The sequence below is a fragment of the Oceanobacter kriegii DSM 6294 genome (assembly GCF_000422845.1).
Taxonomy (GTDB): domain Bacteria; phylum Pseudomonadota; class Gammaproteobacteria; order Pseudomonadales; family Oceanobacteraceae; genus Oceanobacter; species Oceanobacter kriegii.
The window spans coordinates 126,572-143,805 of record NZ_KE383931.1; the positions used below are offsets into that span (position 1 = coordinate 126,572).

The 17,234-nt window shown below is 54.2% G+C and carries 20 protein-coding genes; 12 read left to right on the forward strand and 8 right to left on the reverse strand.

The window, feature by feature from the left end:
* Nucleotides 1–2,256 (reverse strand): DUF3857 domain-containing transglutaminase family protein, encoded by a 2,256-nt coding sequence (locus G516_RS0113850; RefSeq protein WP_028294149.1) that lies wholly within the window; start codon nucleotides 2,254–2,256, stop codon nucleotides 1–3.
* A 569-nt stretch (nucleotides 2,257–2,825) separates the two neighbouring features.
* On the opposite strand from G516_RS0113850, the gene ttcA reads away from it, so the two are divergent.
* Nucleotides 2,826–3,677 carry a tRNA 2-thiocytidine(32) synthetase TtcA gene (ttcA, locus tag G516_RS0113855; RefSeq protein ID WP_028294150.1) on the forward strand — a complete coding sequence of 284 codons (852 nt, stop codon included), beginning with the start codon at nucleotides 2,826–2,828 and terminating at the stop codon, nucleotides 3,675–3,677.
* 13 nt (nucleotides 3,678–3,690) lie between these two features.
* Here the strand turns inward: ttcA and G516_RS0113860 are convergent, their stop codons facing one another.
* The gene (locus G516_RS0113860) at nucleotides 3,691–4,107 is read right to left on the reverse strand and encodes a hypothetical protein (RefSeq protein WP_028294151.1); all 417 of its coding nucleotides are present in this window, start codon (nucleotides 4,105–4,107) and stop codon (nucleotides 3,691–3,693) included.
* Between the two features lie 223 nt (nucleotides 4,108–4,330).
* Nucleotides 4,331–4,894: a transcription elongation factor GreB gene (gene greB / locus G516_RS0113865; protein WP_028294152.1), complete on the reverse strand. Its 564-nt coding sequence runs from the start codon at nucleotides 4,892–4,894 to the stop codon at nucleotides 4,331–4,333.
* A gap of 147 nt (nucleotides 4,895–5,041) precedes the next feature.
* Between greB and G516_RS24465 the strand changes: the two genes are divergently transcribed.
* The 3 genes from G516_RS24465 to G516_RS0113880 are packed head-to-tail and all read left to right on the forward strand — an operon-like array spanning nucleotide 5,042 to nucleotide 7,047.
* A complete protein-coding gene (locus G516_RS24465; protein WP_084645072.1) occupies nucleotides 5,042–5,407 on the forward strand; it encodes a PGPGW domain-containing protein in 366 nt (121 codons plus the stop codon).
* On the forward strand, nucleotides 5,355–5,963 hold the full coding sequence (locus G516_RS0113875) for a DNA-J related domain-containing protein (RefSeq protein ID WP_084645073.1): 609 nt from the start codon (nucleotides 5,355–5,357) through the stop codon (nucleotides 5,961–5,963). The genes G516_RS24465 and G516_RS0113875 overlap by 53 nt, the downstream gene beginning before the upstream one ends.
* 46 nt (nucleotides 5,964–6,009) lie before the next feature.
* Entirely contained in the window at nucleotides 6,010–7,047 is a 1,038-nt protein-coding gene (locus tag G516_RS0113880; RefSeq protein ID WP_028294155.1) for a polysaccharide deacetylase family protein, read from the forward strand.
* Here G516_RS0113880 and G516_RS0113885 read toward each other — a convergent pair.
* The gene (locus tag G516_RS0113885) at nucleotides 7,022–7,726 is read right to left on the reverse strand and encodes a M48 family metallopeptidase (protein WP_051219438.1); all 705 of its coding nucleotides are present in this window, start codon (nucleotides 7,724–7,726) and stop codon (nucleotides 7,022–7,024) included. The genes G516_RS0113880 and G516_RS0113885 overlap by 26 nt on opposite strands.
* A gap of 38 nt (nucleotides 7,727–7,764) precedes the next feature.
* Between G516_RS0113885 and G516_RS22590 the strand changes: the two genes are divergently transcribed.
* Complete coding sequence (locus tag G516_RS22590; RefSeq protein ID WP_051219439.1) at nucleotides 7,765–8,340, forward strand: YecA/YgfB family protein; 576 nt, start codon at nucleotides 7,765–7,767, stop codon at nucleotides 8,338–8,340.
* Between the two features lie 136 nt (nucleotides 8,341–8,476).
* Here G516_RS22590 and G516_RS0113895 read toward each other — a convergent pair whose 3' ends face one another.
* Complete coding sequence (locus G516_RS0113895; protein WP_036536644.1) at nucleotides 8,477–9,832, reverse strand: substrate-binding domain-containing protein; 1,356 nt, start codon at nucleotides 9,830–9,832, stop codon at nucleotides 8,477–8,479.
* Between the two features lie 179 nt (nucleotides 9,833–10,011).
* Nucleotides 10,012–10,314, reverse strand: coding sequence for a BolA family protein (locus G516_RS0113900; RefSeq protein WP_028294158.1), 303 nt, complete (start codon nucleotides 10,312–10,314; stop codon nucleotides 10,012–10,014).
* Nucleotides 10,315–10,402: 88 nt separating this feature from the next.
* Here G516_RS0113900 and G516_RS0113905 point away from each other — a divergent pair, with 88 nt between their 5' ends.
* Nucleotides 10,403–11,101 (forward strand): hypothetical protein, encoded by a 699-nt coding sequence (locus G516_RS0113905; RefSeq protein ID WP_028294159.1) that lies wholly within the window; start codon nucleotides 10,403–10,405, stop codon nucleotides 11,099–11,101.
* Between the two features lie 141 nt (nucleotides 11,102–11,242).
* On the opposite strand, the gene G516_RS0113910 is transcribed toward G516_RS0113905, so the two are convergent.
* Entirely contained in the window at nucleotides 11,243–11,434 is a 192-nt protein-coding gene (locus G516_RS0113910; protein ID WP_028294160.1) for a hypothetical protein, read from the reverse strand.
* Nucleotides 11,435–11,662: 228 nt separating this feature from the next.
* Here G516_RS0113910 and ylqF point away from each other — a divergent pair, with 228 nt between their 5' ends.
* The 6 genes from ylqF to G516_RS0113940 all read left to right on the forward strand — a co-directional run bounded on the left by ylqF (nucleotide 11,663) and on the right by G516_RS0113940 (nucleotide 16,400).
* Nucleotides 11,663–12,571, forward strand: a complete 909-nt coding sequence (gene ylqF / locus G516_RS0113915; RefSeq protein ID WP_028294161.1) for a ribosome biogenesis GTPase YlqF — start codon at nucleotides 11,663–11,665, stop codon at nucleotides 12,569–12,571.
* A gap of 281 nt (nucleotides 12,572–12,852) precedes the next feature.
* Nucleotides 12,853–13,329, forward strand: coding sequence for a DUF2489 domain-containing protein (locus G516_RS0113920; RefSeq protein WP_028294162.1), 477 nt, complete (start codon nucleotides 12,853–12,855; stop codon nucleotides 13,327–13,329).
* 9 nt (nucleotides 13,330–13,338) lie between these two features.
* Nucleotides 13,339–13,911: a YceI family protein gene (locus G516_RS0113925; protein WP_028294163.1), complete on the forward strand. Its 573-nt coding sequence runs from the start codon at nucleotides 13,339–13,341 to the stop codon at nucleotides 13,909–13,911.
* 104 nt (nucleotides 13,912–14,015) lie between these two features.
* Nucleotides 14,016–14,870, forward strand: coding sequence for a glutamate racemase (gene murI, locus G516_RS22595; RefSeq protein ID WP_245582686.1), 855 nt, complete (start codon nucleotides 14,016–14,018; stop codon nucleotides 14,868–14,870).
* Nucleotides 14,871–15,000: 130 nt separating this feature from the next.
* On the forward strand, nucleotides 15,001–15,552 hold the full coding sequence (gene folE / locus G516_RS0113935; RefSeq protein ID WP_028294164.1) for a GTP cyclohydrolase I FolE: 552 nt from the start codon (nucleotides 15,001–15,003) through the stop codon (nucleotides 15,550–15,552).
* Between the two features lie 230 nt (nucleotides 15,553–15,782).
* Nucleotides 15,783–16,400 carry a chalcone isomerase family protein gene (locus G516_RS0113940; protein ID WP_028294165.1) on the forward strand — a complete coding sequence of 206 codons (618 nt, stop codon included), beginning with the start codon at nucleotides 15,783–15,785 and terminating at the stop codon, nucleotides 16,398–16,400.
* A 151-nt stretch (nucleotides 16,401–16,551) separates the two neighbouring features.
* On the opposite strand, the gene G516_RS0113945 is transcribed toward G516_RS0113940, so the two are convergent.
* Nucleotides 16,552–17,184, reverse strand: coding sequence for an OmpW/AlkL family protein (locus G516_RS0113945; RefSeq protein WP_028294166.1), 633 nt, complete (start codon nucleotides 17,182–17,184; stop codon nucleotides 16,552–16,554).
* Nucleotides 17,185–17,234 lie beyond the last annotated feature (50 nt).

Below are 17,234 nucleotides of genomic sequence, written 5' to 3' on the forward strand. Positions count from 1 at the left end.
TTAACGCTCCTGATACTGATAGCCGAGTTCGCTGGCGCGCAGATAAGCGGCATCAGAACGATCAAACTCACCTTCCATACCCGCAGCTGTGCCCAACAGGTACCAAAGCTCACCGTTGCTGCGGTTGGCGATGGATTGCTCACTGTCGTCGTTCTCGTCCAGCATGCTTTCCGCCACCATCAGCGCATTGCCAAAGTCGCCCTGGTCCAGCAGTTCCTTAACCTGCTGTACCGTGTGACCACCGGCTTCCTGCAATGCTTTGCTATCGGCAATCACTGGCGCTTGTGGGAAAGCGCGTTCGTTGAACAATGTCAGTACAAAGCCGTTCTGATTCATCAGGTCTTCAATTTGCTGGTAGAACGTCTGGTAATCCGTGTTGCTCAGCTCCATCGGTTGGAAACGGGCTTCAACGCCCATACCGCTGAAATCATCGGCAACGCTGGTGGTCATCTCAAACAGGTTGGTGTTGGCCGACTCCCATTCCTTGACCACCAATGGCCGATAACCGTCGGGCACCTCTACCGACACTGTCATATCGGCGCTCAAATCCAGATTGCCCTGAAATGGCAGCAAGCGATCGGTTGGGTCGGGCAGCGAGTTATACAGACCGAACATGGCCATCAGCTGACGGGTGTTACCCGCGATGGTTATGTTTTCACCCTTGGCAATGGCTTGCTTGAAGTGGAAGGTTGCCTTGGTTGCAAAGGGTTCGAACAGCGAATCGGCATTTTCAACATCCACATCGATGCGGTACTGACCGTTGTCCATGTAGAGTGTTTCGAAGTAGCTTTTCAGCCCTTCGAGGCGATTTTTCGGGCTGGTGTAGTGGTACCAGGAACGCATACTCTGCTCCGCCATGCCCTGGTAGGTCACCTTCACATCCAGCGTCAGTTTACGCTGCTCGTTAAGCGCATAATGCAGCGCCAGGCTGGCATGGTTATCCATCCCCAGCGACAGTTCCTGCAAGGACTCACCCTTGGCAACAATCAACGCAGGTTGGCCTTCAAAACCGGCGGATGCACCCGGGTACAGGTTGTTGTCTCCAGTGGTGTCCAGCCAAATGGTGTCGTGCTGCTTGTTGCCCGGCACCATCACAAAGATGTGATTGAAAATATTACTGACCTGACCGGTGTAGGTTTCACCGGCGGAACGGGTTTGAATCAACACCGGATTGGATTTCACGCCCAGCGCGGCCAACATCGCCTGCACCAGCAGCGCCTGATCCTTGCAGTCGCCATAGCCATTGGCGAGGGTTTCTGTCGGTGAGTGCGGGGTATAACCACCACGGCCAAGGTGGGCGTAAACGTAGCGGATGTTATTTTCTACCCAGGCATAGACCGCCTTGACCTTGTCTTCGTCGGTCGGTTGTTCCGGCAACTCGAGGCCCGCGACCAGATCGGCGACTGACGCAATCATGTCTTCCGTGGGAATGTAGAGTTCGGCGGCCCACTGCTGAAACTCGGTCCAACGCGTCTGGTTGGATGAATAGATATAAGGCATCAGTTTGAAAGCGGCTGGCATGCCCTCTTCCAGTCGCACCGTTGTCGGGTTGTGCCATTCCCACTGGTAGCTGCGGATGCCATCGGCTTTCTTTTCGGTGGGCTTTGGCAAACCGGAAACCGTTGTGTGGTTATTCAGCTTGATGTCGTCCGGCACCCGGATTTCATAGTGGTAGTAACCCACCGGGTCGGTGCGGTAGCCATCATTGGCAACCTGCGGCTGATACCAAACGGGGGTGCTGACTCGAGTAACAAGCCCTGGCACACGGGAAGCCACTTGCTGTCGGGTGAACTGGAATTCAACCAGGGTACCCGGTGCCAGTTTCGGCAGTGAGAACACCAGTTCACTGCTTTCGGTGTAAAAGTCGTCCCCGCCTCCCATGGAGCGTTGCTGCACGGCATCGGCGGACACGTTGTATTCACGGCCTTCGGCAGTCAGAGTACGGGCAAAATCCAGAGACAGGTCGGAATAGAAGTCGTTAAAGCCGATGCGGAAGCTGGAATAGTCCCGCGCTGCGACCTTGTCATTGATACGGAAGGAATAGTAGGAAACCGTGCGCCAGAGGTTATCATCGCCAAGTTCGGCAACCTCCTTGACCCTCAGGGTCTCTGCTCCGGTGGCGGAATTCACTTCACTCAGGGCCTGCTCAGTCAGCGGCATGGCAATACTGGCGGCACCTGACAATTCTACGCTTCCTAGCGCGGAGGCTGACATCAGCATCAGCCCGGCGATCCATGCAGACGGCTTAAACAACAAAACCGTATCTCCTGTAGTTGTATCCATGTCGATGTCTTGATCCGCAAGACACCCTGGGACCCTCAGAATAACTCAGCACAGCGCTGCGCTGCGCGAGTCCTGCGGGTCCTTTCCAAATTCGCCAAACCCACTCTGGCGGCATGCAGGCCGCGCCCGAAGGGGATGACCCGGCATTGCTGACTCTGTGTCGCTAATTTTTGACTTGACCCATCCGGCCTGCCAATCAGCTTCGTGACTCAGCGTCGCCCTGTCATCCAGAGCAAGCACTGAGTTACTACGAGGGTTCCTCGATTATCCCTGACGTTAGCGACGGGTTGAACCTGTCATTTTCGCTTTTGTGATTTGTTCATCACTGTGAAAGCAATGATAACTACTGACGGCCCGTATCGATTTGGATACTATACGCGCCTTTTCAAGTTACCCAATATCCGGCCGGAAACGATCCAGAAATCGACCCGAATAGTCGCACGCCTGGCACATTGTGACAGCAGCACTGTAACACGGGCCATTAACAACGCCTGACCAGGTCAGACAAACTGATTTCCGCACCGGCATCATGGCAGAGCCCTATGACCGACGAAAGCTACGACCGTAAATCGAAAACCGAATTCAACAAACTGCAGAAGCGCCTGCGCCGCAACGTCGGCAAGGCCATCGAAGATTACTGCATGATTGAAGAAGGCGACAAGATCATGGTGTGCCTGTCCGGCGGCAAGGACTCCTACACCATGCTGGATATTCTGATGAGCCTGCAAAAGAGCGCGCCCGTCAAGTTCGAGCTGGTAGCCGTCAACATGGACCAGAAGCAGCCCGGTTTTCCTGAGCACATCTTGCCAGAATATCTGGAGCAACTCGGTGTCCCTTATCACATTGTCGAGAAAGACACCTACAGCGTGGTGAAGGAAATCATTCCTGAAGGCAAAACCACCTGTGGTCTGTGTTCACGCTTGCGTCGTGGCACCCTGTACGGTTTCGCCGAGCAGATTGGCGCCAACAAGATTGCCCTCGGTCACCACCGCGACGACATCATTGAAACCCTGTTCCTGAATATGTTCTTTGGCGGCAAGCTGAAAGCCATGCCACCCAAGCTGCTGAGCGACGACAGCAAACACGTGCTGATTCGCCCGTTGGCTTACTGCAAGGAAAAGGACATCGAAGCGTTTGCCACGGCACGGGAATTTCCGATCATCCCGTGTAACCTGTGTGGCTCGCAGGAAAATCTGCAACGTCAAAACATCAAAAACATGCTGTTGCAGTGGGAAAAGGAACAGCCGGGCCGCAGCGAGCAAATCTTCTCGGCCATCTGCAACGTTGCGCCATCACAACTGGGCGATGTGAACCTGTTCGACTTTGTGAACCTGCAAAAGAAACAGGACAAGTCGCATCTGGCGACCCGACTGGATGTGGTCACTATTGATTGATGACCAGCAGCAATTAGTTACCGCTCTTGAGGTGCCGGACAACGTCCAGCTGGTATTTGCCCGGCGCCCCGACTTTCAGAATCAACTCATAGCGGAGTTCACTACTGGTCGACTCCGCCATGCTGTTTAACTGACAGTAGCCCTTGCCAAACTCCGCTGTTGGCATTTCAAATCTGACCGACAAGTCATGCCAAAGCTCTTCCACGACCACCGTCGATACAGCCTTGGCCTCACCGCCGGCAATGCCATAACGAACCCATTGCAAGTACAGCCCGTGCCCAAAGCTTTCGGTGGTTCTGATCACCCGCACAAAACCGCTACCGCCATCGGTTTTCCAATTGCAGGTACTGACAACCGAGTCGATCCAGACCGGCAGCTGATACACCTGCTGAAACTGCTCGTCGCCGAGCTGCTCGCTGCTTTCTTGCATCTGCGAGTCGGCCCTCGCAACACTGCAAAGCGCTGCCAGAATCAGTAGCGCGGCAACGTATTTAGCCGCGAGGTATTGGGCAGCAACATATTTAGCCCCTGCGCAAATAAATCTGATGCCAAACGTCACCGTTCTGTTCAACTGGATACCCCGGAATGTCATAACGGCCTCCCTCCCCGTGCAGACCCTGACATTCAGACTAGCAGCTATTTCAGCGCGGCCATCAGGTCTGCCAACGGTGAGTGTGCTCCGCAGGCTTGTTGTCCCACTCTGGGCGATCGTAGTGAACCGCCAAAATGCAGAAATTACAGTCGCCCTTGGGTAACGCCACTTCAACCTCGTCATCGACCGACTTGCCTGCCAGCCCTCGGGCCAGTGGTGCGTCGATACTGATGTAGCCGTGTTTCAGATCGATCTCGTCTTCTCCGACCAGCCGATAGCGATGAATCTGTTCATCATCGTCTTCCAGTTCAACCCAGGCACCAAAGTAGATTTTATTTGGGTCCGCGGGCTTGCGGTCAACCACCGTCAGAGCTTCCAGCCGCTTGACCAGAAACCGCACCCGACTGTCGATCTGGCGCAAACGACGTTTACCGTAGATGTATTCGGCGTTTTCCGAACGGTCGCCCAGCTTGGCCGCATCCGACACTTCCTGAGTAACGCGGGGCCGCTCGACGCGCCACAAAAAATCGTATTCCTCTCGCAACCCCTGTTCGCCTTGAGGCGTAATCAGCAAACTGCGCTTTGGCAAGGGTGTCTTGCCGGGTGGGGTCTCTTTATCCGTCATAAGGTCTCACACGTTAACGATTCCGCAACATAGACGTGGGAATCTGATGATCTTTTCCGCCTGGTTCCTGAAGCTGATGATGAGGCTTTTGCTGAAGCCATTGTCGACGCTTTGCAAGGCTTGCAGAGGATTGAACAGATACTCCCTATGTTGAAGCGCAGTTTCAAAATCCTGACAGGATGCCTGCTGGTGATTGCAGGCATCATCGTCACCCCTCTGCCCATCCCGTTTGGCATCGTCATGATCATCATCGGCCTGTCACTATTAGTCACCACAGTGCCACAAATACGCGATTGGCTTAAGCGCAGACGCACACATTACCGCGAAACCTCTGGCCACCTGAACGCCATCAAACACAAACTGCCGGGCTTCGCCCGTAAACTGATTGAAGACACCGACCCGGAACCCCGGCAAACGAATGACAGCCAGAATGACGGCCAACATGTGATACCCTGCCCGGATGCTGAATCTCAATCGCGAACGCATCGACCCTCCCGACGAAACCCTCGATAGCCTACAAGAACTGCTGGCCAGCCGCCTGCTGGACGGTGAAAGCCATACCGAATATCAGCTGATTTCCTGGCTCAAACAACCCAGCCCCGGCGTCTTTCAAAGCGATGCTCTGGGCGATTCCCTGAGCCTGTTCCGCTGCCATTTTCTGGTCATGCACTGCCTTTACCGGCTACGCAATCAACTGTTGGTTGAACGAGCGGGCATTCTGAAGATTGACCCACTCGGTGTACGGCTGTTTGACTGGAATACCGGCTTCAGCAGCGATGCCGAACAGCTCGCTCAGGCGGACCCACTGGCACAATATTATCTGGATTTAAGCAACCTCAGCACCGACCGTGACACCGTCGAACAAATGCTGCGAGGAATCTGGAAACAAGCCCCCAGCGCCGACCAGCGCAAGCAGGATCTGGCGCTACTGGAGCTCGATGCCAACGCCAGCGAAACCGACATCCGGCGTCAGTATCGACGCCTGGCCATGAAGCATCACCCCGACCGCGGCGGCGATATAGAACTTTTTCAGGAACTGCTGGCGGCTTATCAACGTCTGTCTGTATAACGGTATACGAAAATCCAACTACCCTGCCGTTAAGGACGCGATTCAGATGTACAAGTTCTTGTTAACCGGTTTTATGGCGTTGTTTGCCCAAGCCGCCCTCGCAGACCTGATTATCCTGCAATATCACCACGTTGCCGACGACACACCGGCGGTCACCAGCATCAGCCCGGCGCAATTTCGCAAGCACCTGCAACTGCTGGAGGACGAAGGCATGCAAGTGGTGTCCTTACCCGATGCCATTGCTGCTCTGAAAAACGGCCAGCAACTGCCACCACGGTCAGTCGCCATCACCTTCGACGACGCCTATGGCTCGATCTACCAAAACGCCTTCCCGATGCTGGCAAAACGCAACTGGCCCTTCACCATTTTTGTGAACCCAGGACCGGTAGACCGTGGCTTACCCGACATCATCAGCTGGGATCAACTGCGAGAAATGCAGGCCGCTGGCGCGACCATTGCCAACCACACCATGGAGCACCCTTACCTGATTGAACGACCACAAGGCATGTCGCTGGAACAGTGGATGCAGCAAGAAGTGGTTCAGGCCGACGAACGCATTCAGGCCGAAATGGGCACCAGCTACCGCTTTCTGGCATACCCGTATGGCGAATATTCACTGGAAATTGCCGACTGGCTGGCCCAGCATGACTACACCGCATTTGGTCAACAAAGCGGCCCTGCGGGCATCGACAGTTGGTGGCAATCAATTCCACGATTCCCGGCGGCCGGACAGTACGCCAACATCGATACTCTCAAGGGCAAGCTGAAAACCCTGGCGTTTAATACGGGCAACGCGGCGTCTGAAGAACCCGCACTGGGTCGCCAGAACCCGCCGAGCTACACGCTGAGCTTTCAGTCAGACGACGTCAAACTCGACGCCCTGCAATGCTACGCCAGTGGCGAAGGCCGTATAGAGCACACCCTTGATCACCAATCAGGCGAGGCCACATTGGAAACCCGGGCTACGAAGGCCATTACCGCTGGCCGTGGCCGCTATAACTGCACCGCCCCCAGCAAAAGCCAGCCAGGTTATTTTTACTGGCACTCGCAACTGTGGATCAACACGTCGGTTGAAAACCGTTGAGCCTCACCTGGTTTAACTGCTGTTCCCGGGCGCGACAATCCGGCAGGTGATGCGCCATCAAACGCCTGAATCCTGGCCCATGATCGAAGTGGGCCAAATGACACAGCTCATGCACCACCACCAGTTCGATCAAATCGAGTGGCTGGTGCATCAGCGCCAGATTCAGATTGATGTAACCCCGCGTCGACAAACTGCCCCAGCGGGTGCGCATGCGCTTGATGCGCAACACCGGCTTGGCCGCCGCGTACTGCTGAAACTGTGGCCACCAGTCGTCTATTAACCCCTGATACAGTTCCTTTGCCTGTTGTCGCAGCCAGCGGTCGATGGCATCGGTTTGCTGCTGCTCGGAGCCTGCTGGCACCAGTAAGCGCCCCTCTTCCAACTTTAGGCCCCGGCCTTGCCAGGGAACCAGCTGAACGGTTTCGCCCACCAGCTCCATCGAGCCCCGGCTGGCATCCCGCGCCTGCAACCAATCACGTCTGCGTTGCAGCAACCAGGACTCGTGTTTTTTCAGAAAGGTCAGCACATCGGAACGCGGCACACCGACCGGAATTCGCAGGTCAACCTGCCCCGCCGGGGACCACGCCAGACGCATGCTTTTGCGCCGACTGGCCTGAATCACGACGGTGATCTCTTCTTCACCCAGTTGAGTAACGAATTGCTGCTTGTACGCTTTCATAAGCCTGATACGATTGGCGCCACTTGAGGAGCCTGTAAATGAACGATTTGAATAGTATCCCAGCCCTGTCCGAGAACGAACTGGAAACCCTCGGCGTTTTGCTGGAAGACGAAGCTGAGCGCCAGGACAGCTTCGATTTTTTCGCCGTCCACGGCCTGATCACCGCCTTGCTGTGCGGCCCGGCAGAATACCAGCCACAAACCGTATGGGATTGTGCCTTCGATGAACAGCTGGGCTTTTCAAAAACCGAAAAGGCTACCGTGTCCGAACTGATGGACAAGCTGGTGAAGGAAATTCAGGCATGGCTGGACTCCGGCCAGGACTTCCCGGTTCCGGCTGAATTGAGCCTGATCGACGAAGAAGAAGAGCCACCACTGGAAAGCTGGGCCATTGGCTTTATGACCGGCGTTATGATGCACGAAGACCAGTGGTACGCCAGCAATGAAGAAAGCGTTGCCGAGTGCCTGTTCCCGATCATGTACGCTTCCGGTCTGTTTGCTGATGAGGCTGAAATGGCCGACATCGATGACGACGTTAACCTGTCCAATCAGGTGTGTGGTGGTATTCCGCTGACCGTGGTTGACCTGTACCTGCACTTCCACAGCCAGGGCTGATCACTCGACGGTACCGCTGTCAGCCTCGGAAACTGTTTACCTCTGCAAGCCTCCGAGGCCAAACGTCACACACAACCCAAACGCAAGACACAAAAAACCGCCAAGTTCGGCGGTTTTTTTGTGTCTTGCAAAAGTCTCAGCTGTTGTCTTCGTTAACCCAGACTTCAACCCGACGGTTTTTGTGACGGCCTTCTTCACGATCCGCAGACGCTACTGGCAGGTAATCGCCGTAGCCGACGGACTGCTTCGGATAGATGCCGGCACGAACTAGCTCACGACGAACGGCCATGGCACGCAGTTTGGACAGCAACTGCGAGCGCTTTTCCGTTTTCTTCTTGTCACCAAAACCAATCAACACCACATCCTTACCACGGGAATCATGGGCTTGCAGATATTCAACCAGGCGTTCGATGTCCTTCATCGCCTTGTTGTCCAGCTGGGCACTGCCTTCGCGGAAACGGAAGTTAATGGTTAAGCGCTTGGAGTCGTTGGTGATTTTGCGGAAATCTTCTGGCAGCTCGGCATAGGTCTCTGGCACAACGGCTTTCAGTTCCTGAGAAATAAAGCCCACCTCGGCCACCACGCGCTGGCCTTCATTGTGCTGCACAAAACCCATGAACTCGGCTACGTATGGGGACAGGTTGTCGTCATCGGTATACATATACAGACGACGGGACAAGGCATAGTCTTCGGTAGCAACGGTCAGTTTGTTTGGCTTCATGGCCTTGGCGCTGCCATCAGACACGGCCAGTAGTTTGGAATCACGTACAGACGACAGGCCAACAAAACCAATGCCGTTTTGGTCAGCCGCAACGGTGTCAGACAGAGCATTGTTGGATTCGAAGCGTTGGGTACCCGCTTTCAACGGGCTTTTGCCCAGCACCATGCCTTTGAAGCTATCCCAGGTACCGGAATTTTCATCACGGGCATACACATTGATTGGACCAGGACGACCACCCACTTGCGACCAGTCGGTGTAGCCGCCGGAAAAAATCTCGGCAATTTCGTCGACACTCAACTCGTCAATCGGGTTATCGCCGTTCACGATGACCGCCAGACCATCAATGCCAACGATGTGCTCGGCGGCGCGACTGGTCATCTCGGCCATGTTTGACAGCATCGCCGCTTCTTTCGCCTTGATTGGACGAGAAGCCGCCGCAATCTGGGAGTCTCCGCTCAACAGGCCCTTGAAGCCTGTACCAGAGCCGTGTGCAGCCACATCGACAAACACCCGGGTGCCGGTTTCAGCCACCACGCCGGAAATAACCTGTTCGTTTTCAACATTGGTATCGGTGATCACAATATCCGTTGCGCCCTTCTGGGCCAGATATTCCTTGATCAATTTCGGACCCAGTTCCGCACCAATGGTGTTGGAACCGTGGATCGTAAACAATCGGACTTCACCGTCCTTGGGCAAGTCGCTGAATGGTGCCAGCGCCGCGTGGCTCATCGCCGTGATGAAAGCCAGAGCAATCGTGACTATTACGCGCATTAGGGGTATCGCCTTACTTCGTGTTTTGGAAACGGGCGCGATTCTATGAAGCTTGCATGACATTACCGTGACACAGGTCACAGCCAGAAAGCTTTCATATCGCATAGAGAGATGTAGCCTGAATAAGCCCGGCAGCCATCCTCGACTGCCGGGCTATTCAGGCCGGATTCAGAGTTGAATCAATGATTTTTGCCGGCACATTGCGGCGACGCAGGAACCTCAGCCACTTCGGCCCACTCTTGCGGGGTATACAAGTGCAGCGCCAACGCGTGCACCGGACCAGACAGTGCCTCGCGGAGCAAACCGTACACCATTTGATGACGTGCCACGGCCCGTTTGCCCTCAAACTGTGCCGAAACCAGAGTCAGCTTGAAATGGGAATCCGTGGCAGGTCCGGCGTGCATATGACTCTCATTCAGCAAATTCACATAAACGGGTGACAAGTCTGCGATCTTTTCTTCAATATAAGCTTCAACATTCATGATGAAGTCGGTTACCTCTGGTGAATTCGATGCGTATAATCCGCCGCCCTCGCCAATAACTCAAGCCAGACAGACTACGGAGGCACCCATGAAAGGCCCAGATCAAACCAGCACCCAAAGCCTGATCGACAAATATTATCAGGAAGAACAGGACCGTCGTTTGAAGGAAAAGACCCAGGCCGACATTCTGGTGAAAGCAGAGCCTACCGATCTGGCCATGATCAACATGATTGCCAAGCGCTTCCAGAAAAACCGCGAAGAACTGATCCGTGACGTGCTCTCCAGCGCGCTGGTTGATCTGTTTGCCCGTATGGAAGCTGGCGAACGCAAACTTCTGGCCCGCGACGCCGACGAAAACACCCGTCAGCTGGGACGTGAAATCGCCGAAGAAAACGGCATCATGGATCTCGATGTACCTCAGTCCCACTGGGCCAACATCGAGAAGCAATTGCTGAAAGCCGAGAAAAAGCTGCAAAAAGAACAGGAGCAACAACAGGCCCTGATCGAAAAAGCCAAGCAGCTGGTTCATCAAATGGAGCAGGAAGAAGCACGTAAGAAAGAAGCTGAACAGGCGTCCAGTGCAGCCGCAGCTGAGCAAGAGGTGGAAACCTCTGAAGATGAAACACAAAGCGACGACAACAGCGTGCCATTCGAGCAGGACACTGCCCCGCTATCAGAAACACCAGAATCTGAGGCATCGGATGCAGAAGCTACCGAAGCCAGCGCTGCTGAAATTGACAGCGAAGAAGACTCCGCCGACGCTGATAAGCCAGCATCGGTATTTTAAGGATGAAGCGCCCTTGCCTGCTCTGTTAACGCGGCAGGGATGACACTTTCATCGGGCTGTTGGCGCAATCCAACAGCCTGTTAGTCCATCGTGGTACAGCCGTTAGCCTGAAACAGGCTTAACAACTCGCTCCTGGTGATGCTACTTACGCCAGAGACGCAACTCCCGAAACTCTCCGGGACCCGCTTCCATCCAAAGCAGTTCGCCCTGATCTGCAAAGACGAACTTGTTCCCTACCAGAAAACCGGCTCGACGACGCCCTGAAACAGTGGCTGACGCCTGACGGCCCTGACGCTTGGCACTACGAGCGAAATCTTCTTGCAAGACATCCATACACTTGTCTCCAACTCGACCAATTCCACACGATCACGGTCAGGTTATCCGGCAAATATGACAGTCCTGTAAACCCCTAAAGACTCACAAAAGCGGTCTTTAACGGGCAGTTCATGCGTTTGATGAACGCAATCGGGGTGTCATAATCACCATCGGACGGTTGCCCTTACCAGACCGATCTATACAATGTGCCGCCCAAATTTTTTCAGGTCAACGAGATTACACACAATGGCAGTTCAATGGTTCCCCGGGCATATGAACAAAGCCCGCAAAAAAATCAGCGAGGCAATGCCCGAAATTGATCTGGTAATTGAGGTGCTCGATGCCCGATTGCCGTTCTCCAGCACCAACCCGCTGGTCGGAGAACTGCGCCGCAACAAGCCAGTGATCAAGGTGCTGAACAAGGAAGATCTGGCCGACCCCAAAACCACCAAGCTGTGGGCCGACTATTTTAACCAGCAAGACAACACCCATGCCTTGCCGTTGATCGCAGAAGATAAAAGCCATCTGAAGCGCCTGACCGCCCTGATGAAAAAACTGGGCAGCAACAAGACCGACAAAAAGCAATCCATCCGCACCATGGTGATGGGGATTCCCAATGTTGGAAAGTCGACCCTGATCAACGGTCTGGCGGGTCGCTATATTGCCCGCACCGGTAACGAACCGGCGGTGACCAAGTCCAACCAGCTGATCGACCTGAAAAACGGCATCGTCCTGTCCGACACACCGGGGATTCTGTGGCCAAAGTTTGAAAACGAAAACAGCGGCTATCGTCTGGCAGCCAGTGGCGCGGTAAAAGATACCGCCATTGAATATCAGGACATTGCAACCTACGCCCTTGGCCATTTGCTGGTGGCGTATCCTGACCTGTTGCAAACCCGCTACAAACTGAAAGCACTGCCAGAAACTGCCCAGCAAGCATTGGAAGACATTGGCCGTAAACGCGGTTGCCTGCGCCCCGGCGGCATCATTGACCTGCACAAGGCATCCGAACTAGTGCTGCACGAAATGCGCTCTGGCAAGCTGGGACGTGTCTCTCTGGAGACCCCAGAGCTGGTTCAGGAAGAACTGGCCGCCATTGAAGCGGCTCGCCTTGCCGCCCTGGCAGAAGCGGAAGAAAATCAGAACAAGGGTTAAACCCTATAACTGGCGCGGGTCTTCTCCCGCGCCTTTCACCGTAGTCGCCCCCGCAACCAACGCCTCTCACCACACGCTTTCCAAATATTTTCTCTTACCAGTCATTCACCCACCCGCCCCCTCAAAACACGCCCTTTGGCCATACAGGCCTGCAAACCTCGCCGCAGTACGTTTACACCGCGTCAATCTTGTAGCTTTCCAGCGACCAGCTCAAAAACCGCTGGCAAAACCGGTATTATGTGCGGTCAACATTTTTCGGGACTCATTGGAGCAACAGCCAAATGACTACTTTTCTGATGCTTGCGGCACTGGTTGTCGTCGCTGGACTGGCGTATTACGCCTGGAACCTGACCCGTCAGGTCAAAGACATGGAAGCCCGCCAACTGGAAGAACAACGTCAGGCAGAGCAAGCCCTGCGCGATCAACAAAAAAGTCTTTTACAAGATATTCAATTTCTCTGTACTTCCGTGCTCACAGAGCAGTGTGAAATGACAGAAGGGGTCATGCGACTGCAATATTTGGTGACAGGACTTGACCCGGAGGCCTGGAACGACGATAACTTGACGACAATGCGCGACTTTTACAGTCAGGTTTCCGACATGCCCATTTTGGAGGCATACAAGAAACTAAAACCCAAACAACAGTTCGAATTGGATAAGCGCCGGCACAAACTCGAAGAACGCCACAAGGACGACATAGAGCGCGAACTGGCGTGGTTGCGAAACCACACATTTCCTAACGTGTTTTTAATCCATTAAGGATTTCTCATGATTGTTCGTACCAGCTTGTTAGCTTCCCTTGCCTTCGCCAGCCTGCCCGCCTTGGCAGACTGGAGCGTGGCGCCAGAATCGGTCGTTACCTTCCAAACCTCCAAAAACACCAACATCACCGAAACTCATCGTTTCAAGAAGGTGTCAGGCAGCGTAACCGACTCCGGTGCCGCCATGGTCAGCATTGACCTTAGCAGCATCGATTCAGGCATCGAGATCCGCGATCAACGAATGAAAACCATGCTGTTCAATACCGGCACTTTCACCACCGCCAACTTCCAAGCCATGCTGCCCAAGGGCACTTTGGCGAAGCTGGAAGAAGGCCATTCGGAAACTTTCAAGCTGTCTGGCAGCCTGTCGCTGCACGGTGAACGCAAGAGTCTCAGTACCGACGTCATCGCAACGCCAGCGCAAGATGGCAAGCTGGTTGTTTCAACCCTGACCCCTATTATGCTGAGCGCCTCTGATTTCAGCCTGACCAGCGGTATCGAATCCCTACGTCAGGTGGCTGGCCTGAATGCCATTTCCACCACTGTGCCCGTCAATTTCACGCTGGTTCTGAATCCTTGATAAAAATTTGGGGCCACCAGCCGACTGGCGGCCCCTAGCCTGTCCTTTTCTGCTAGTATCCCGCCCCTGAAATCGCAAGCCTGCCGGAACCCTCGTTGATTCTTGTGTTTGATTCAGGCGTTGGTGGCCTGAGCGTTGCTCGGGAAATACGCCAACAACAGCCTGCCCGCCAGATTCACTATCTGATGGACACTGCTTTTTTTCCTTACGGTATCCGCGAGGACGACGCCTTGCGGCGCCGTATTGTGTCGGTGTGTCGTCAGGCGTGTGCAAAAATTGATGCGAAACTGCTGGTGATAGCCTGCAATACCGCCAGTACCCTGGCGTTGGAGCAGTTGCGGTCGGTTCTGGATATACCGGTTGTCGGTGTCGTTCCTGCCATCAAGACTGCTGCCCGCTACACTGTCAGTGGCCGCATCGGCTTATTGGCAACCGCAGCGACGGTCCGGCGCCCTTACACGGATGACCTGATCGAGCAGTATGCCAGCCATTGCCACGTTGCCCGGCTGGGTAGTAGCGAACTGGTCACTCTGGCGGAAAACACGGTGCTGGCCGGCGCCCGTTCAGCAAGCCATGCGGCTGTGCCACTACAACACCGGCGGCATCAGCTACAAAAGCAGCTACAGCAACTGCTGGGCGAATGGCTGGCGCAACATCAGCCCGACCAGGTGGTCCTGGGGTGTACGCACTTCCCGCTGCTGAAAGCCGATTTAAGTGCCTTGTGGCCAGACATTGGCTGGGTAGATTCCGGTATGGCCGTGGCTAACCGGGTCACCGATTTGTTGGCAAATGCGAAAAAGCCGGCCACTGGCGGCCTCCGGGTTCACCACACAGGTGCCGGAGAGCCAGCAAGAACATGGCAGCTGAACCTGTCAGAAATCTGGCCGGATGGCGACGAGATCATGATTGATCCGCCATTCAACCCATGGGTTGACCCCGAGATCAGCAACAACAGCTGACAACCGGAACAGCCGCGTTAGCCGGTTTTACAGGCTGATAAACAAAACACACTTATACAAGATACAGTTCTTGTATAACTATTTATTAATTGAGTATAGTGCTCAGGTATCGAAAAACTTCGGAAACAACATGTCTGAACTCGAATCCCTATACAGCAAGGTGCTGACCGAACTTGGTGAAGACACCCAACGTGAAGGCCTGCTGGACACCCCAAAACGCGCTGCCAAGGCCATGCAGTTCCTGACCAGCGGCTATCAGGGCAATCTGGAAGAGGTGACCAACGGCGCCATTTTCAGCAGCGACAATGATGAAATGGTGGTTGTGGAAGGCATTGAGTTCTACTCCTTGTGCGAACACCACATGCTGCCGTTCATCGGCAAGTGTCACATCGGCTACCTGCCAAACGGCAAGGTACTGGGTTTGTCCAAGTTTGCTCGCATCGTTGACCTGTTTGCACGCCGTCTGCAAATCCAGGAAAACATGACCAAACAAATCGCCGACGCCGTGTCCGAGGTTACCGGTTGCCGCGGTGTTGGTGTGATCATCGAAGCCAAGCACATGTGTATGATGATGCGCGGTGTGCAGAAGCAGAATTCGATGATGCGCACGTCCGTTATGCAGGGCGACTTCCGCCAGAATCAGGCAACCCGCAGCGAATTCATGCGCCTGGTCGGTCTGTAACAACCTGCCGACCAACAACGGTAGTTTGACTCAATATGGCAGCCTTTGGCTGCCATATTGCGTTTGGGTTCTCACGCAACACTTCTCTATCTCACACCCACTCATGTACTGATGATTTCGGGCCAGGAACCGGGCTCCCGAAAAAGCATGTTGCAGCGATATTTCATCCAGACTACTGTTTAAAGACAGGATGGATTTCTGCTGGATCATACCTTTCGGGGGGATAGCACATGAAGCGCGCAACTCTGGCATTCTGGCTGACTTGCTCAGCGTTCTCCAATGCTGCCATGGCAGCTCAACCACTCGACAACCATGCCCACGTGGCTTTTAGCGGCCAACCACTCACACTGCTCAGTACTCACAGCCGCGATATTGGCTACTTACCACAAGCCTATACCGGACAATATTTTGAAGCATCAGACCGCACACACGGTGTGCGTCAGCTTAATCTCACCATTCACAGCGACGTGCTCAGTGGCCGTGCCATTGGCATGAGCCTGCTGGAACAGATCGTCATCAACGAAGACTGGGAAACCGTATTAGAGCTTGAAGACCGCATGAACAGTCTGGTGAAAATGCTCGACCGTCGACTGGTCAAAGGCGATCACATCATCATTGAGTACACCGAAGGGCGTGGCTCAGAGATTCAGGTTCAAGGGGAGTTTATGGGGATTCTATTGGGGCAGGATTTATTCGACGCCATTGCCTCCAGCACTGCAAGTCCACTCGCCATAACAACGCCTTCCATTTCCAAACTGTCTGGTCCAGAGCGGTCCAAACAACAGGTGTCACTGCTGGCAGCCAACCTGAAGACAGCGAAATCAGACATTACCAAGGCTTCGCTTTAGTCTCACAGCAACAAGTCGAGCCAAGAAACAGCGACCAAAAAAAACAGCTCCGAAAAACAGAAAAGACGGCCGGAGCCGTCTTTTCTGTTTCAGGTACTGCAGTCAGATACTTCTTTTTGAGCGTAGAGAGCGATTCGAGGGGTAATCGCAATCAGAACTTGTAGCCAGCGCTAACGAAGTAAACCAGCGGGTCGATTTCTACATCCAGTCCGTCAGCGGCACCACCTTTGATCTTGGTGTCGATATCCATCTTCCAAACGGACGCATTCACCAGCCAATGTTCATCCAGTTGGTAGTCAATACCGGCGGAGTATGCCATACCCCAGCTTGGCTCCAGGCCGTTGGTTCCCAGATTCCCGTCGTCTTTTTCATCAAAGAAGAAGGTGTAGTTCAAACCCAAGCCAACATATGGCTGCAATTTGGAGCCTTCACCCATTGGGTAGTATTGGGCCGATACAGTTGGTGGCAGCTGTTTGGAGGTCGCAATAGTTGCACCATCGATAGCACCACCATCACCTTCTACTTCGTGTTCAAACGGTGTGGCGGCCAGTAACTCCACGCCAAAGTTTGGAGACACCATGTAAATTGCCGTCAGACCAAGCTGAGTGTCGTTCTGTGCATCCAGCTCACTGCCTGGCACCAGTGCACTGCTGTCAGCATTGCCATCCTTTGGAGCAACCGTAATCACACCGGCTTTAACAATGATATCGCCGCCTTCATACGCCAGGGCTGGCATGGCAGAAAAAACAACAGCAGAAGCCAACAGGGTTTTCAACATTTTCATAATGCACTCCTAGATACCGTGCGCTTGTCAGATGTGGCCAGATTAAAGGC

What these genes read in the sequence shown, in the direction of transcription:
- ylqF (WP_028294161.1), top strand. Translation starts at nt 11,663, where the DNA reads ATGGCAGTTCAATGGTTCCCCGGGCATATGAACAAAGCCCGCAAAAAA.
- G516_RS22590 (WP_051219439.1), top strand. Translation starts at nt 7,765, where the DNA reads ATGAACGATTTGAATAGTATCCCAGCCCTGTCCGAGAACGAACTGGAA.
- G516_RS0113925 (WP_028294163.1), top strand. Translation starts at nt 13,339, where the DNA reads ATGATTGTTCGTACCAGCTTGTTAGCTTCCCTTGCCTTCGCCAGCCTG.
- G516_RS0113910 (WP_028294160.1), bottom strand. Translation starts at nt 11,434, where the DNA reads ATGGATGTCTTGCAAGAAGATTTCGCTCGTAGTGCCAAGCGTCAGGGC.
- G516_RS0113945 (WP_028294166.1), bottom strand. Translation starts at nt 17,184, where the DNA reads ATGAAAATGTTGAAAACCCTGTTGGCTTCTGCTGTTGTTTTTTCTGCC.
- G516_RS0113895 (WP_036536644.1), bottom strand. Translation starts at nt 9,832, where the DNA reads ATGCGCGTAATAGTCACGATTGCTCTGGCTTTCATCACGGCGATGAGC.
- G516_RS0113885 (WP_051219438.1), bottom strand. Translation starts at nt 7,726, where the DNA reads ATGAAAGCGTACAAGCAGCAATTCGTTACTCAACTGGGTGAAGAAGAG.
- G516_RS0113940 (WP_028294165.1), top strand. Translation starts at nt 15,783, where the DNA reads ATGAAGCGCGCAACTCTGGCATTCTGGCTGACTTGCTCAGCGTTCTCC.
- greB (WP_028294152.1), bottom strand. Translation starts at nt 4,894, where the DNA reads ATGACGGATAAAGAGACCCCACCCGGCAAGACACCCTTGCCAAAGCGC.
- folE (WP_028294164.1), top strand. Translation starts at nt 15,001, where the DNA reads ATGTCTGAACTCGAATCCCTATACAGCAAGGTGCTGACCGAACTTGGT.
- ttcA (WP_028294150.1), top strand. Translation starts at nt 2,826, where the DNA reads ATGACCGACGAAAGCTACGACCGTAAATCGAAAACCGAATTCAACAAA.
- G516_RS0113875 (WP_084645073.1), top strand. Translation starts at nt 5,355, where the DNA reads ATGCTGAATCTCAATCGCGAACGCATCGACCCTCCCGACGAAACCCTC.
- G516_RS0113900 (WP_028294158.1), bottom strand. Translation starts at nt 10,314, where the DNA reads ATGAATGTTGAAGCTTATATTGAAGAAAAGATCGCAGACTTGTCACCC.
- G516_RS0113860 (WP_028294151.1), bottom strand. Translation starts at nt 4,107, where the DNA reads ATGCAAGAAAGCAGCGAGCAGCTCGGCGACGAGCAGTTTCAGCAGGTG.
- G516_RS0113880 (WP_028294155.1), top strand. Translation starts at nt 6,010, where the DNA reads ATGTACAAGTTCTTGTTAACCGGTTTTATGGCGTTGTTTGCCCAAGCC.
- G516_RS0113920 (WP_028294162.1), top strand. Translation starts at nt 12,853, where the DNA reads ATGACTACTTTTCTGATGCTTGCGGCACTGGTTGTCGTCGCTGGACTG.
- G516_RS0113905 (WP_028294159.1), top strand. Translation starts at nt 10,403, where the DNA reads ATGAAAGGCCCAGATCAAACCAGCACCCAAAGCCTGATCGACAAATAT.
- G516_RS24465 (WP_084645072.1), top strand. Translation starts at nt 5,042, where the DNA reads ATGTTGAAGCGCAGTTTCAAAATCCTGACAGGATGCCTGCTGGTGATT.